The following is a 13,953-nucleotide window of genomic DNA, read 5'->3' as shown; positions in this document are numbered from 1 at the left end:
AAGGCCCCCCGGACTGCAACCCCCGGCACATCTGCCTAGAGTGCGGATAAATCGCCCAGCCGCTGTCCGAGGGGACCCCCGTGAGTCACTCCCCGCCTCCCGGCGCGCCCAAGGCCCGCATTCCCGGCCCCCAGCAGCCGCCACCGCCGTACCCCCGCATCGCCGCGGGCCTGTGGCGGCGCTGTCTGGGCGGGGGGCTCGCGCTGTGGGTGCCGGCCGCGTGGGTCACGTACGAGACGCGGAACAGCACGCTGCTGCCGACACTGATCCTGCTCGGCAGCTTTCTCGTACCGGTCGCCTTCGTGCTGTGGGCCTACGAGAGGCACGGCCGCGACCTGGGCGTCAGCGCGATCCTCGGCTGTTTCCTGGCCGGTGGGACCCTCGGCGTGCTCGGCGCCTCGCTGACGGAGTCGTATCCGCTGCGCCCCGCGCCTCAGATCCTCCTCGGCGTCGGCCTGGTCGAGGAGGTCGCCAAGCTCGGGGCGCTGGTGTTCGTGCTGCGCAGGCAGCCGGCCGTCCGCGGGCTGCGCGCCGGTCTGGCGCTCGGCGCGGCCGTCGGCTTCGGCTTCGCCGCCCTGGAGAGCGCCGGTCACGCCGTCCACGCGGTTCTCGCCGGCGAGGGCACCGACCTGCGCGCCCTGCTGGAGACGGAGGTCCTGCGCGGGCTGCTCGCCCCCTTCGGGCACGGACTGTGGACCGCGATCGCCGGTGGCGTGCTGCTGTCCCGGCGCCGCCTGAACGGGTACTTCCGCGTCTCCGCACCGGCCGTCGGCACCCTCCTGGGCGTGTCCCTGCTGCATGCTCTGTGGGACTCCACGCACGGCGTGGCGGTCTGGGTGGTCGCCCGGCTGACCGGCACCGAAGCGGGGAGCCGGCTGTTCGCACCGGGGTACCTGGTCCGGTCGAGCGCCGAACAGGAGCACCTGTTCACGCTGTTCTCGGTCGGCGGCCTGGCGCTGGTGGCCCTGGCCGGGATCGGCTGGGCGCGGTCGCTGGCACACCGGGACTCCTCTTGGTGAGGTACCCCCTAGGGGTATAGTGTGAGGAGCGTGGGGTTCGCTCGCGGGCCCCACCGGCCCCACACGCCTCGACGAGGAGCAACGACATGACCGCCCACACCGACACCCCGGCCTCCGTCACCACCGTCTACAAGGTGACCGGCATGAGCTGTGGCCACTGCGAGGGCTCCGTCTCCGGCGAGATCTCCCAGCTCCCCGGCGTCAGCTCGGTGAAGGCCGTCGCGTCCACCGGCGAGGTGACCGTGGTCTCCGAGGCCCCGCTGGACGACGAGGCCGTGCGCGCCGCCGTGGACGAGGCCGGCTTCGAGCTGGCCGGCCGGGCCTGAGCAAGACTCTCCCTTTCCCCGACCGGGCCGTGCCGACCAGCTGATACTGGCTCCGTACGGTCCGGTCCGATGTCTGGAGTCCGGACATGACCAGCACCACCGCAGAGACAGCCATAACCGCGGGTGAGACCGCCGAAGTAGAGCTGCTCATCGGCGGGATGACCTGTGCCTCCTGCGCCGCCCGGGTGGAGAAGAAGCTCAACCGGATGGAGGGCGTCAGCGCCACCGTCAACTTCGCCACCGAGAAGGCGAAGATCACCTTCGGTGAGGGCGTGCGGCTGGCCGACCTGATCGCCACCGTGGAGAGGACGGGCTACACCGCCGAGCGGCCGGCACCGCCGGAGCCCGAGCCCGAGACGTCCGCGCAGACCTCCGGGCACGACCCCGGACTCGGCGCCCTGCGGCACCGCCTGCTCGTCTCCGCGCTGCTCGCCGCGCCCGTGGTGCTGCTCGCGATGGTCCCTCCGCTGCAGTTCGACAACTGGCAGTGGCTCTCCCTGACGCTCTCCGCGCCGGTCGTCGTCTGGGGCGGCGCCCCCTTCCACCGGGCCGCCTGGACCAACCTCCGGCACGGCGCCGCCACCATGGACACCCTGGTCTCGGTCGGCACACTGGCCGCGTTCGGCTGGTCGGTGTGGGCGCTGTTCTTCGGTGACGCGGGCACGACCGGCATGCACGACGAGTTCCGCTTCACCGTCTCACGCATGGACGGCGCCTCCACCATCTACCTGGAGGTCGCCGCCGGAGTCGTCGCGCTGATCCTGCTCGGCCGCTTTCTGGAGGCCCGCTCCAAGCGCCGCGCCGGGGCGGCCCTGAAGGCACTGATGGAGCTCGGCGCCAAGGACGTGGCCGTCCTGCGCGAGGGCCGCGAGGTGCGGGTCCCGGTGTCGTCCCTGGCCGTGGGCGACCGGTTCGTCGTACGGCCGGGCGAGAAGATCGCCACCGACGGCACCGTGGTCGAGGGCGTCTCCGCGGTGGACGCGGCCATGCTGACCGGCGAGTCGGTACCGGTGGACGTCGGCCCGGGTGACCGGGTCACCGGCGCCACGGTCAACGCGGGCGGGCGGCTCGTCGTCGAGGCCACCCGGGTCGGCGCCGACACCCAGCTCGCCCGGATGGCGAGGCTGGTGGAGGACGCGCAGAACGGCAAGGCCGAGGTGCAGCGGCTCGCCGACCGCGTCTCCGCGGTGTTCGTGCCCGTCGTCCTCCTCATCGCGCTCGGCACCTTCGGCGTCCGGCTGGCGGTCACCGGGGACACGGTCGCCGCGTTCACCGCCGCCGTCGCCGTCCTGATCATCGCCTGTCCCTGCGCTCTGGGCCTGGCCACACCGACCGCGCTGATGGTCGGCACCGGCCGCGGCGCCCAGCTCGGCATCCTCATCAAGGGCCCCGAGGTGCTGGAGTCCACGCGCCGCGTCGACACGGTCGTCCTCGACAAGACCGGCACCGTCACCACCGGCCGGATGACCCTCCAGGCGGTCTACGTCGCCGACGGCGAGGACGAGAAGGAGCTGCTGCGGCTCGCCGGCGCCCTGGAGCACGCCTCCGAGCACCCCGTCGCCCGCGCGATCGCCACCGGCGCCGAGGAGCGGGCCGGCACCCTGCCGCCGGTGGAGCACTTCGAGAACGTTCCCGGGCGCGGCGTGCGCGGGAACGTGGACGGCCGCGAGGTGGCCGTGGGGCGCCTCTACGACGATCTCCCCGAGGACCTGGCCCGCGCGGCACGCGAGGCCGAGCAGGAGGGCCGTACGGCCGTCGTGGCCGGCTGGGACGGGCGGGCCCGCGGGGTGCTCGCCGTCGCCGACGCGATCAAGGAGACCAGCGCCGAGGCGGTGCGCGAGCTGCGCGCGCTGGGCCTGAGGCCGGTGCTGCTCACCGGGGACAACCGTACGGTCGCCGAGGCGGTGGCGGGCACGGTCGGCATCGACGCCGGGGACGTGTTCGCCGAGGTGCTGCCCGAGGACAAGGTGGACGTCGTACGACGGCTGCAGCGCGAGGGGCGGGCCGTGGCGATGGTCGGCGACGGCGTGAACGACGCGGCCGCGCTGGCCACCGCCGATCTGGGCCTGGCCATGGGCACCGGCACGGACGCGGCGATCGAGGCCGGCGACCTGACTCTCGTGCGCGGGGACCTGCGGGTCGCGGCCGACGCCATCCGGCTGTCCCGGCGGACGCTGGCCACCATCAAGGGCAACCTGGTGTGGGCCTTCGGCTACAACGTGGCGGCGCTGCCACTGGCCGCCGCCGGACTGCTCAACCCGATGATCGCCGGCGCCGCGATGGCCTTCTCCTCGGTCTTCGTGGTGACCAACAGCCTGCGGTTGCGGCGCTTCCGCTGAAGTCCCTTGGGGTTACCGGCGGTTCGGTGCAGTCGAAGTAAGAGACCCCCTAGAGTCCGGCGCGAGCCTCACATAAGCTCTTCACAAGGCTCGCGCATCATCCTTACGCTTGGACCCCGATCGCCGTATCGGGGCTCTTGCGCACCTAAAGGACATATGCAAGAGACGCAGATCACAGTGATGCGAACGTAACCATCGAAGGGGTTCGAAGGTCTAAGTTGGCGATGTCAGCCCAGCGTCTTGGGGGGCGCTGACTGGCATCTGGGGATGTCTTGGGGGACTTCCTCAGAGATGCGTTGCCGGGGCACGCGCGCCGGGAAGCTTTGAGCGGCCCTCCCTGCGTGCGTTGTCCCGGCAGATCGCAGCGCGTCACTGGGGCAGGACGAGTTTTGCTCATTCTGCTCACGACAGCGATTCAGGCGCTGTCCTCTCCGAGCGCCCGGCCGGATCCCGTGGGGGGAATCCGCACCGGGACATGGGAAGGCGCCCTGGACGTCGGCCCGTGGGGGGACCGGCGCCAGGGCGCCTTCCGCTTTTTCGTTCCTACGACCGTGCCCCTGCGCCCGCACGGTGAGCGTGGCCCGCTGCACCGGCCCAAGGGGAGCGGGGCCGCGGCCGGGCCCGGAACCGTCGCCCTCGGAGGAAAAACGCCAACAAGGGGCACCACCCACGCGGCGCCCCTCACCGGCAGATGTCAGCGCTCCTCGACCGGCACGAAGTCGCGCAGCTCCACACCCGTGTAGATCTGGCGCGGGCGGCCGATGCGGGAGCCCGGCTCCTTGATCATCTCGGTCCACTGGGCGATCCAGCCCGGCAGGCGGCCGAGGGCGAACAGGACCGTGAACATCTCGGTCGGGAAGCCCATGGCCCGGTAGATCAGACCGGTGTAGAAGTCCACGTTCGGGTACAGCTTGCGCTCGACGAAGTAGTCGTCGGACAGCGCGTGCTCCTCCAGCTTCAGGGCGATGTCGAGGAGCTCGTCCTCCTTGCCCAGCGCGGAGAGCACATCGTGCGCGGCGGCCTTGATGATCTTGGCGCGCGGGTCGAAGTTCTTGTAGACCCGGTGGCCGAAGCCCATCAGACGGACGCCGTCCTCCTTGTTCTTCACCTTGCGGATGAAGGTGTCGACGTCGGAGCCGGAGTCACGGATGCCCTCGAGCATCTCCAGCACGGACTGGTTGGCACCGCCGTGCAGCGGGCCCCACAGCGCGCTGATGCCGGCCGAGATCGACGCGAACATGTTGGCCTGCGACGAGCCGACCAGGCGGACCGTCGAGGTCGAACAGTTCTGCTCGTGGTCGGCGTGCAGGATCAGCAGCTTGTCCAGCGCGGCGACGACGACCGGGTCCAGGTCGAACTCCTGCGCCGGCACCGAGAAGGTCATACGCAGGAAGTTCTCGACGTAGCCGAGGTCGTTGCGCGGGTAGACGAACGGGTGGCCGATCGACTTCTTGTACGCGTACGCCGCGATCGTCGGCAGCTTCGCGAGCAGCCGGATCGTGGAGAGGTTGCGCTGCGTCTCGTCGAACGGGTTGTGGCTGTCCTGGTAGAAGGTGGACAGCGCCGAGACGACCGAGGACAGCATGGCCATCGGGTGGGCGTCACGCGGGAAGCCCTTGTAGAAGTTCTTGACGTCCTCGTGCAGCAGGGTGTGCCGCGTGATGTCGTTCTTGAACGTCGAGAGCTCGTCGACGGTGGGCAGCTCGCCGTTGATCAGCAGGTACGCCACCTCGAGGAAGGTGGAGCGCTCGGCCAGCTGCTCGATGGGGTAGCCGCGGTAGCGGAGGATGCCCGCCTCGCCGTCGAGGTAGGTGACCGAGGATTTATAGGCGGCCGTGTTGCCGTACCCGCTGTCCAGGGTCACCAGACCGGTCTGGGCGCGGAGCTTCCCGATGTCGAAGCCCTTGTCGCCGACGGTGCTGTCGACCACCGGGTAGGTGTACTCGCCGTCGCCGTACCGCAGTACTACAGAGTTGTCGCTCACGTCTTCCCTCACCGACGTAGTGCCTCATCTTCGAGGTGCCCTGACTGTCTCTACCATCCCCCATTTGGCTCAGGAGAGTGCACTCGGGGTCGACCATTGGGCCTATCGGCGGCACTCAGTGCCGCCAACCTGCTCATCCTGCCCCCTCGAAGGGGGCATCTGGAAGTGCTCTGTGACCTTCGTGACTCATTTGATCGATCATTTTTCGTGATGACCCTGGATGAGCCTGAAGTCGAGGGCCGTGCACCGCCGTCCCGCCGACACCGTGCGCACCGCCTGTCCGATCGCCTTGCGTGAACCGACGAGGACGACCAGCTGTTTGGCGCGTGTGACCGCGGTGTACAGCAGGTTCCGCTGGAGCATCATCCACGCCCCGGTCGTGACCGGAATCACCACGGCGGGATACTCGCTTCCCTGCGAACGATGGATGGTCACCGCGTACGCATGGGCCAGTTCGTCCAGTTCGTCGAATTCGTACGGAACCTCCTCGTCCTCGTCCGTCAGCACCGTGAGCCGCTGGTCGACCGGATCGAGCGAGGTGACGACACCCACGGTGCCGTTGAAGACACCATTCTTCCCTTTCTCGTAATTGTTGCGAATCTGGGTGACCTTGTCGCCGACGCGGAAGACCCGGCCGCCGAACCGCTTCTCGGGCAGATCGGGCCGACCGGGCGTGATGGCCTGCTGGAGCAGCCCGTTCAGCACGCCGGCGCCGGCCGGACCCCGGTGCATGGGGGCCAGGACCTGGACGTCCCTGCGCGGGTCGAGCCCGAACTTGGCCGGAACCCGCCGGGCGGCCACGTCCACGACGAGCCGCCCGGCCTCTTCCGTGTCGTCCTCCACGAAGAGGAAGAAGTCCTTCATCCCGTCGGTGAGCGGATGCTGCCCCGCGTTGATCCGATGCGCGTTGGTGACGACGCCGGACTGCTGGGCCTGCCGGAAGACCCGGGTGAGCCGGACCGCGGGGAGGGGGCTGCCGTCGGCGAGGAGATCTCTGAGGACCTCGCCGGCGCCGACGCTGGGCAGCTGGTCGACGTCTCCCACGAAGAGCAGATGGGCCCCCGGGGGCACGGCCTTCACCAGCTTGTTGGCGAGCAGCAGGTCGAGCATGGAGGCCTCGTCGACGACCACGAGATCGGCGTCGAGCGGCCGATCCCGGTCATAGGCGGCATCCCCACCGGGCTTCAGCTCCAGCAGCCGGTGCACGGTGGAGGCCTCGGCTCCGGTCAGCTCGGCCAGCCGCTTGGCCGCCCGACCGGTGGGGGCCGCGAGCAGCACCTTGGCACGCTTGGCCCGGGCCAGCTCCACGATCGAGCGCACGGTGAAGGACTTGCCGCAGCCGGGCCCGCCGGTGAGCACGGCGACCTTCTCGGTGAGCGCGAGCCTGACGGCGGCTTCCTGCTCGGGGGCGAGATCGGCCGCGGTACGCGTCTTCAGCCAGCCGAGGGCCTTGTCCCAGTCGACGTCCCGGAAGGCCGGCATCCGGTCCTGGTCCGTGCGCAGGAGACGCAGCAGCTGGGAGGAGAGGGAGAGTTCGGCGCGGTGGAAGGGGACCAGATACACGGCGGTGACGGGTTCGGAGTCGCCACCGTCCGGCCCGGGCACCCTCTCCCGTACGACACCCGGGTCCTCGCCGTCCGCCGCCGGCTGGGCCAGCTCGGCGAGGCACTCGATGACAAGTCCGGTGTCGACGGCGAGCAGCTTCACGGCGTCGGAGATCAGCCGCTCCTCGGGAAGGAAGCAGTGGCCCTGGTCGGCGGACTGCGACAAGGCGTACTGCAGCCCGGCCTTCACCCTCTCCGGGCTGTCGTGCGGAATCCCGACCGACTGGGCGATCTTGTCGGCGGTGAGGAACCCGATGCCCCAGACGTCGGCGGCGAGACGGTACGGCTGTTCCTTGACGATCTGGATCGACGCGTCCCCGTACTTCTTGTAGATCCGCACGGCGATGGACGTGGACACCTCGACGGTCTGGAGGAAGAGCATGACCTCCTTGATCGCCTTCTGCTCCTCCCAGGCGTCGGCGATCTTCCTGGTCCGCTTGGGACCGAGGCCGGGGACCTCGACGAGCCGCTTGGGCTCCTCCTCGATGATCCGGAGGGTCTCGAGCCCGAAGTGCTGGGTGATCCGGTCGGCGAAGACGGGTCCGATGCCTTTGACGAGGCCGGATCCGAGGTAGCGCCGGATGCCCTGGACGGTCGCCGGCAGCACGGTCGTGTAGTTCTCCACATGGAACTGCTTGCCGTACTGGGGGTGCGACCCCCAGCGCCCCTCCATCCGCAGGGACTCCCCGACCTGGGCGCCGAGCAGCGCACCGACGACCGTGAGGAGATCACCGGCGCCTCTGCCGGTGTCCACCCGGGCAACGGTGTATCCGTTCTCCTCATTGGCGTACGTGATCCGCTCCAGCACGCCTTCAAGCACAGCGAGCCGCCGCTCACCGGTCTGGGTCCCCGCCTGTTGAGCCATGATCCGACGGTACCGGTGGGGTGTGACAGCGGGGGTGGGGTCGAGGGCCGGCCCGCCCCTGGACCCTCGTCAGACAGAAGAGCCTCTCCGGCTCAATTCGGCGGCGTCGGCTGACACTCCTGCCCCTCGAAAAGGTAGAGGTACATGCCGCCCAGATACTCATACAGCTCATCTTCGCCATCGAACTCGATGTCCGTAAGACGCTCATAATCTGCCACGGACAACGCTCGTGTGCGTAGCACTGCTTCCAGACCTTGCCGAACTAGGCTCACATAACCATCGCCGAAGGCATGCAGGGTGGGGCGCAGGTATCCAGTGGTGTCATACGCCTGCTCCAGGCCGAGGTAGACCTTGAAGAATTTCTCAAGCTCTCTGTTCACTTTCACCATTCGACTTCATCGATCGAAAGGGACTATCCGACCATCCAGCCACCGTTGAGAATACTGGAATGCGTCGCATTGACGCGACACCCGGCGTATTCGGCTGCGAGAGCCCGAGCTTGCCGTATGCTTTTCAAAGCTGATCGGTAAGATCCGGACCCCGTCCGTCCACAACCTCCGGCTCGCCGACGCCGTATCCTTCGGCCCTGCCGAAATATGTCGGCTCACCGGGCTCAGCCATCACGCCAAGCAGTGTCTCCAGGTCCTTGAGCGCAGCAGCGAGCCGTGGCGCATTCCGCTGGTGTAGTTCCGGATGCGGCGTGCCGTGGAAGTCGAACGGACCCCAGATGTCGTGATGCACCGCTACATCAGCTGACAGACCGAGAGGCTCCGAGGAGACTGTCAATTCCACCAGACCGTATTCCTGGCGCTCAGCCTCATTTTCGTCCAGCCACATGCCGAGCCCTGAGATGAGGAAGCCACCGAACTCGGCCTCCGGGAAGCCGACGGGACGCAACTCTTCGATACGCCGCGCCAGCTGCTCATCGCCAAGTGGCCTCAGGAGCTGCAAACGCGTCTTCGCGACCGAGCCCTTCCCAGGCACAACCCAGTGCCACTCCAGGGCGCTTGGCCGCAACAGGTGGCACTTCTGCAGGACGGCGGACATCCGGGCAGCGGTGACGAGCGCTGACGGCAGCCCCGGCGGCGCGTAATCTTCCAGATCCCAGAACCAAGAAGCACATTCACGCGGCGCACGCATGAGCATGGAAATGTTTTCCCTCCCACTCGTGAACAGGGTTCCGCTGAAAGACAGGCTCCGAGCGCTGAGCTACAGAAAGTTCAGCCGTCCTCTCTGCGCCACACCCTTGTCGGCAGTCCGTTCTCGTCCCACTCCCGGTCCGAGAGCATGGTCAAGCCATCGTCCGCGAAGAACCTTTCAGAGGCGAGCCTACCGTTAGCGTGCCACTCACGCGCGAGGCCAACAGGGCGTCCCTGACGCGCCATACTTTCGGAACGAAGCGTTCCACCCTTGTACCATTCACGGCTCTGGCCATTCGCAAGCCCGTCTTCATAGTTCTCGAGGCTGACGAGAACACCACCAAAATGTTCTACAACCTCGCCAGTAAACGGCTCCCCCCGATACAGCAGTCGCTGGGAGTGGTCCGTTTCAACTTCAGGGTCATCGATGTCGATGCGTGTTGGCTCAGCCATCAGCGGAACAGACGAGGCACGGATTCGTCGGCTTGCTGTGGTCCGGGTTCCCCGGTTCGCGAACCATGCGGGAAACCAGCGCGGCACTCTCGAAGTGTGCTGGGGCCTCCCGGATGGTGCTGGTCTGGCCATCCGTGCGCACCACATCCATCTGCCACAACTGGTCCGAAACCAGGGCTGTTTCGGCACAGCGTCCCGTATAGGAGGTGCGCTCGTGCTCGGGCAGTGACTCGACGAAATCGCGAACGGCCGGGTGAAGAATTGGGCTGCCCTGAACCGACGATGCTGGTGTGACTCAGAACTTTTCCGCCAATGAGAAGCGAGGAGGCCACCGCAGGAAACTGGTCAGACAAAATATTCCTCCGCGTCCGGGTCCGACAGCCCTTGCAAGAAACGCGCGAACGCATCGAACTCGTCATTGCCCAAGTAATAACCCCCGGTGTGGTGAAGGTGAAAGAAACGGCCTTTCTCGTCCACCAGTAGAAGCCCACCTTCGGAGGCCTCATATCCCACAGGAAACAGAGCCGTCCCGAGCCCGGCGGCCAACTGCATGATGGCAGCCGCATCGCCCTCGTAGCCCACGGTCGGTTCCATCACCCACGCGACACCCGGCGTGTTCGGCTGTGGGAGCCTGAGTCTGCCGTACGTACGGATGACGTGAACCGCAGCCAGAACCGGGACCAGCGGGACACCTTGCCGCTCGGAGTGCTGCACACACACCCTGACCAACTCGCCGGCCTCCTCACCAATGTCGCGGGCAGGAGACCAGCCGTTCGCCGTGAGCCATAGCAGCACATCTTGCGCCAGCCGCGGCGAAGTCATATGTCGATCCCTTCTCGGATGGTACGCAAGGAGCACGTGAACACTGCAGTCGTTGTTCCTCGCCGCCTCATACCTCCGTCGAGTGCGAATCGCCATCTCGGACCTCAGGGTGCCGTCGTCATGCCACTCCCAACTCAGCCCTGCGGATGCGCGGTTGGCATAAGGGTCCAGATGCCTCGCTCTATGAACCCATGGACTCGCGCGCCTTTCAAAGCCGATCGGTCAGGTCCGGACCTCGTCCGTCCACAACCTCCGGCTCGCCGACCCCGTAGCCTTCCGCCCTGCCGAAATACGTCGGTTCACCGGGCTCGGCCATCACTCCAAGCAGGGTCTCCAGGTCCTTGAGGGCGGCTGCAAGCCGCGGAGCATTCCGCTGGTGAATTTCCGGATGCGGCGCGCCCCGGAAATCGAACGGGTCCTTGTGGCCCACGGTGTCCAGCGGGACAACTCGCCGTTCAGAGCGCAGTTGTCGATCCGCTTGCGGCGGCACCGTCCGGCTCGAGCATCAGCCTGTCGCGAGATCCCGCAGGGTCGTGATGGCGGCCATGCGTGGCCCGGAGGCCGGGTCCACGCGACCGGCACCGTTCATGTCCGGAAGCATGGACAGCTCGGCCAGGGCCTCCGACGGCGCCAACCCCCGGTCATGCGCGGAGCGCAGCCGCTCCAGCCATACCAGCCCAGCCCGGTACGTCACGTCGTCGCCTACGTCCCGTGGCTCGAAGCTCGCCGCTTTCTCGGAGTCACAGGCCCACAGGTAGCCGAGCAGCTCCCCGCTTTCGTGGCGTACAGGCACGTATCGGACCGCTCCGTCGGCGGTACGCCGATATCCGATTCTCCCGAAGCCGGGGGCATGCGTGAACACGTCGCAACGAGTCGGTACTTCGAAACTGCCCCACACGTCCGAAGCGCAGCCGTCAGCATCGAAATAGTTCTCGATACCTTCCTCGGTCGGCTTCGCAAAGTACGTCGGATCGTCCGGTTCCGTCTCCGAGCCCAGCGCCTCCGAAAGATCGCGCAACGCCCTCGCCAGGCGAAGGCCGTTCGCCGCGTGCACCTCGGGCTGAGGCCGCCCCTTCAGGTCGTACGCCAGCCACACGTCAGTGCGCGTCACCAGATCTACGGTGACGAAGTCGGCGAAGGACGAAGCCCCGAGTCGGAACAGCTGGTCTCGTCGCACGTCCTCGCCACCGTCACCGGCAGCGACCAGGCCGGAACACGTGACGGACGCATCCACGGAACCGATCTCCCCAGCCCGTAGCCCAGCCTCTACCGCACCAGCCAGTCCCGTCACCGTCTCCGCGACATTCGCGCGATCCAGCGCACTGGCATTCACCACGAGTTCGTCTTTGAACAGATAGCTGTTCGATGTACGGGCCTCGGAAACCGAGAGGTGCACCGTGGGGCCACCAGGGGCCAACCGGTGTCCGGTCAGGACAGCGTATGCGGTGAGCAGGTCACGCAGGCAGAGGGCCAGGGCGTCAGCCGTCTCGTCGTCACGGCCCCAGACCCAGCGAGCGACGGGTGTAGTGGCAATCACAGCGTTCCCTCCGGAGTGAAATACCAACCCAGTCCGACCGGCAGGCCGTCGACGTAAGTCTGCGCTTGCGCGCCTTTCAAAGTTGGTCGGTCAGGTCCGGGCCGCGTCCGTCCTCAACCTCCGGCTCGCCGACCCCGTAGCCTTCCGCCCTGCCGAAATACGTCGGTTCACCAGGCTCGGCCATCACTCCAAGCAGGGTCTCCAAGTCCTTGAGTGCAGCAGCGAGCCGTGGCGCATTCCGCTGGTGTACTTCCGGATGCGGCGTGCCGTGGAAGTCGTACGGACCCCAGATGTCATGGAAGACAGAAACTTCGGCGGACAGTCCAAGAGGTTCCGGGGAAACGGTCAGCTCCACGAGACGGTACTCACTCCGTGACGTACCGTGGCTATCGAGCCATACACCATTCCCTGCCACGAGAAGATCGCCCACGGAAGCTTCCGGATAGCCAACTGGACGCATTTCTTGGATGCGCTGAATCACTTGCTCATCGTCAAGCGGCCTCAGTAGGTGCAAACGCGTCATTGCGGGCGCGCCACCCAGTCCAGGAATAAACCATGCCCATTCCAAGTTATCCGGCGCTAGTAGATCATGTTTCCGTAGAACACTGGCCATTTGGGCCGCCGTCATGAGCGCTGACTGCAGTCCGGGTGATGCGTAGTCCTCCAGATCCCAGAACCAGGACGCGCATTCACGCGGCGCGCGCATGAGCATGGACATGAGCTCTTCCTTATGGATAGGTAGGACCATTGGCCGGAATAGTAATCGAACCATCCTCGAATCGCAGCACGAAGGTGGCCTCTGTCATCTTAGCGCGGGCAGCAATACGCTCCAAGATCTTTTCTGTGAGCGCCGCCTTGGTGTCATGCACGTCCAAGATTGCAACCTTGAGACCGTCAATGGGCCCCCTCAACTGCTTCGCGGCGATACCCTTCGTTGCGCTGTTAAGGCCCGCCACGCCCTTCACATCCTTGAGCTGAACACCGTATTCAATTCGGTCGCCGGATCTCACCAGCACGTCCAAGTCCAGACCGACTTCTGGCCTCTTCAATTCCAGCGCCAACCCCTCAACACCATGAGCCTGGAGATCTGTTGCATGCTCCATCGCCATGTATACCGCAGGAGTCATATCGCTGTCCTTGCTGACCTGCTTGCACTGAGACAGGAGGTCATCGTAGCCAGGAAGGTCGGCCAGGTTTCCTTCAGCGATGTACCGTGCGATTCCGGCACCGTACTCGCTCTTACGAAGTCCAGCGAGTGACTTCTCAATATCATGAGGTGCCATCTTGGCTCGCGCGAGCTGCTCGGCAACCGCTGCCTCCTGATCGGGCTCCATGCGCCCTGTCGGCGCGGATGGCCGTTCATCTCCCTCGCTGTAACTCACAGACGGTGGCTCGTGGCCGTGGCCAGGGCCGTGGCCGCCTGCCACTGTCGGACCGCGACCGTCGTGCCCATTCGGCACTTCCGTAGATCCGCCAACGGAACCGTCGTGGGTTGTCTCGTGGAGGCCGTCGCCATGTCCAACGGGACCGTCGACGTGGTGACCACCCTGGTCGTTGTGAGGCGTCTCATGGCTGGCGGCTGGGCCAGTTCCATGCTCGTGGGCTGTGCCGCCGGGAAGGTGATCGGCGCCGCCACCGGAAAGTCGATCGCCTGCGTGACCGCCGGGCAGGTGGTCGCCTGCGTGGACCCCGGGTATCTCCCCGCCCGCGTGGACGCCGGGTGTTGTCGGGACGTGTTCGCCGGTGCGGCCGGTGTCGCCGAGGTTGTGGTCCAGGCTGTTGCCGAGGTTGATGTGGTCGCCGGCGTGGGCGGTGGTGTCGGCGGTGTGGGCGCCCGCGCCGACCAGGGCGGGTTCCTTGGCCGG

General features: G+C 66.9%; 14 protein-coding genes and 1 pseudogene. 4 read left to right on the top strand and 11 right to left on the bottom strand.

Annotated features, from left to right (window positions below; translation table 11 throughout):
* Positions 1 to 80 precede the first annotated feature (80 nt).
* The 3 genes from ACFYZB_RS44560 to ACFYZB_RS44550 all read left to right on the top strand — a co-directional run bounded on the left by ACFYZB_RS44560 (position 81) and on the right by ACFYZB_RS44550 (position 3,684).
* Complete coding sequence (locus ACFYZB_RS44560; RefSeq protein WP_388767608.1) at positions 81 to 1,019, top strand: PrsW family intramembrane metalloprotease; 939 nt, start codon at positions 81 to 83, stop codon at positions 1,017 to 1,019.
* A gap of 86 nt (positions 1,020 to 1,105) precedes the next feature.
* Positions 1,106 to 1,345 carry a heavy-metal-associated domain-containing protein gene (locus ACFYZB_RS44555; protein ID WP_388767607.1) on the top strand — a complete coding sequence of 80 codons (240 nt, stop codon included), beginning with the start codon at positions 1,106 to 1,108 and terminating at the stop codon, positions 1,343 to 1,345.
* Between the two features lie 86 nt (positions 1,346 to 1,431).
* Positions 1,432 to 3,684: a heavy metal translocating P-type ATPase gene (locus ACFYZB_RS44550; RefSeq protein WP_388767606.1), complete on the top strand. Its 2,253-nt coding sequence runs from the start codon at positions 1,432 to 1,434 to the stop codon at positions 3,682 to 3,684.
* A 694-nt stretch (positions 3,685 to 4,378) separates the two neighbouring features.
* On the opposite strand, the gene ACFYZB_RS44545 is transcribed toward ACFYZB_RS44550, so the two are convergent.
* From ACFYZB_RS44545 to ACFYZB_RS44495, 11 genes and pseudogenes are all read right to left on the bottom strand, one after another.
* The gene (locus tag ACFYZB_RS44545) at positions 4,379 to 5,668 is read right to left on the bottom strand and encodes a citrate synthase (RefSeq protein ID WP_351217279.1); all 1,290 of its coding nucleotides are present in this window, start codon (positions 5,666 to 5,668) and stop codon (positions 4,379 to 4,381) included.
* A 198-nt stretch (positions 5,669 to 5,866) separates the two neighbouring features.
* Positions 5,867 to 8,137 (bottom strand): ATP-dependent RecD-like DNA helicase, encoded by a 2,271-nt coding sequence (locus ACFYZB_RS44540; RefSeq protein WP_351217281.1) that lies wholly within the window; start codon positions 8,135 to 8,137, stop codon positions 5,867 to 5,869.
* A 92-nt stretch (positions 8,138 to 8,229) separates the two neighbouring features.
* Complete coding sequence (locus ACFYZB_RS44535) at positions 8,230 to 8,526, bottom strand: hypothetical protein (RefSeq protein WP_388767605.1); 297 nt, start codon at positions 8,524 to 8,526, stop codon at positions 8,230 to 8,232.
* Positions 8,527 to 8,650: 124 nt separating this feature from the next.
* Positions 8,651 to 9,283: a hypothetical protein gene (locus tag ACFYZB_RS44530; RefSeq protein ID WP_388767604.1), complete on the bottom strand. Its 633-nt coding sequence runs from the start codon at positions 9,281 to 9,283 to the stop codon at positions 8,651 to 8,653.
* A 74-nt stretch (positions 9,284 to 9,357) separates the two neighbouring features.
* Positions 9,358 to 9,729 (bottom strand): hypothetical protein, encoded by a 372-nt coding sequence (locus tag ACFYZB_RS44525; protein WP_351217285.1) that lies wholly within the window; start codon positions 9,727 to 9,729, stop codon positions 9,358 to 9,360.
* The gene (locus ACFYZB_RS44520; protein ID WP_388767622.1) at positions 9,722 to 9,955 is read right to left on the bottom strand and encodes a YwqJ-related putative deaminase; all 234 of its coding nucleotides are present in this window, start codon (positions 9,953 to 9,955) and stop codon (positions 9,722 to 9,724) included. The genes ACFYZB_RS44525 and ACFYZB_RS44520 overlap by 8 nt, the downstream gene beginning before the upstream one ends.
* Before the next feature lie 119 nt (positions 9,956 to 10,074).
* Positions 10,075 to 10,551: an SUKH-3 domain-containing protein gene (locus ACFYZB_RS44515; protein WP_388767603.1), complete on the bottom strand. Its 477-nt coding sequence runs from the start codon at positions 10,549 to 10,551 to the stop codon at positions 10,075 to 10,077.
* Positions 10,552 to 10,759: 208 nt separating this feature from the next.
* A pseudogene (locus tag ACFYZB_RS44510) lies at positions 10,760 to 10,966 on the bottom strand (hypothetical protein); the annotation flags it as partial.
* Positions 10,967 to 11,056: 90 nt separating this feature from the next.
* The gene (locus tag ACFYZB_RS44505) at positions 11,057 to 12,088 is read right to left on the bottom strand and encodes a hypothetical protein (protein WP_351217289.1); all 1,032 of its coding nucleotides are present in this window, start codon (positions 12,086 to 12,088) and stop codon (positions 11,057 to 11,059) included.
* A 76-nt stretch (positions 12,089 to 12,164) separates the two neighbouring features.
* On the bottom strand, positions 12,165 to 12,806 hold the full coding sequence (locus tag ACFYZB_RS44500) for a hypothetical protein (protein ID WP_351217291.1): 642 nt from the start codon (positions 12,804 to 12,806) through the stop codon (positions 12,165 to 12,167).
* Between the two features lie 10 nt (positions 12,807 to 12,816).
* Positions 12,817 to 13,422: a hypothetical protein gene (locus ACFYZB_RS44495; RefSeq protein ID WP_388767602.1), complete on the bottom strand. Its 606-nt coding sequence runs from the start codon at positions 13,420 to 13,422 to the stop codon at positions 12,817 to 12,819.
* Positions 13,423 to 13,602: 180 nt separating this feature from the next.
* Here ACFYZB_RS44495 and ACFYZB_RS44490 point away from each other — a divergent pair.
* A partial coding sequence (locus ACFYZB_RS44490; RefSeq protein WP_388767601.1) for a hypothetical protein occupies positions 13,603 to 13,953 on the top strand: 351 nt, incomplete at its 3' end.

Origin of the sequence: Streptomyces sp. NPDC001852 (assembly GCF_042891825.1) — a bacterium.
Taxonomy (GTDB): Bacteria; Actinomycetota; Actinomycetes; order Streptomycetales; family Streptomycetaceae; genus Streptomyces.
Note: the sequence above shows the minus strand (reverse complement) of the source record. Positions and strands in the feature narration are given on the sequence as shown.

Excerpts from the sequence above, each read along its gene's own strand:
- ACFYZB_RS44535 (WP_388767605.1), bottom strand. The coding sequence starts at position 8,526 with ATGGTGAAAGTGAACAGAGAGCTTGAGAAATTCTTCAAGGTCTACCTC.
- ACFYZB_RS44550 (WP_388767606.1), top strand. The coding sequence starts at position 1,432 with ATGACCAGCACCACCGCAGAGACAGCCATAACCGCGGGTGAGACCGCC.
- ACFYZB_RS44525 (WP_351217285.1), bottom strand. The coding sequence starts at position 9,729 with ATGGCTGAGCCAACACGCATCGACATCGATGACCCTGAAGTTGAAACG.
- ACFYZB_RS44540 (WP_351217281.1), bottom strand. The coding sequence starts at position 8,137 with ATGGCTCAACAGGCGGGGACCCAGACCGGTGAGCGGCGGCTCGCTGTG.
- ACFYZB_RS44530 (WP_388767604.1), bottom strand. The coding sequence starts at position 9,283 with ATGCTCATGCGTGCGCCGCGTGAATGTGCTTCTTGGTTCTGGGATCTG.
- ACFYZB_RS44500 (WP_351217291.1), bottom strand. The coding sequence starts at position 12,806 with ATGTCCATGCTCATGCGCGCGCCGCGTGAATGCGCGTCCTGGTTCTGG.
- ACFYZB_RS44515 (WP_388767603.1), bottom strand. The coding sequence starts at position 10,551 with ATGACTTCGCCGCGGCTGGCGCAAGATGTGCTGCTATGGCTCACGGCG.
- ACFYZB_RS44495 (WP_388767602.1), bottom strand. The coding sequence starts at position 13,422 with ATGGAGCCCGATCAGGAGGCAGCGGTTGCCGAGCAGCTCGCGCGAGCC.
- ACFYZB_RS44555 (WP_388767607.1), top strand. The coding sequence starts at position 1,106 with ATGACCGCCCACACCGACACCCCGGCCTCCGTCACCACCGTCTACAAG.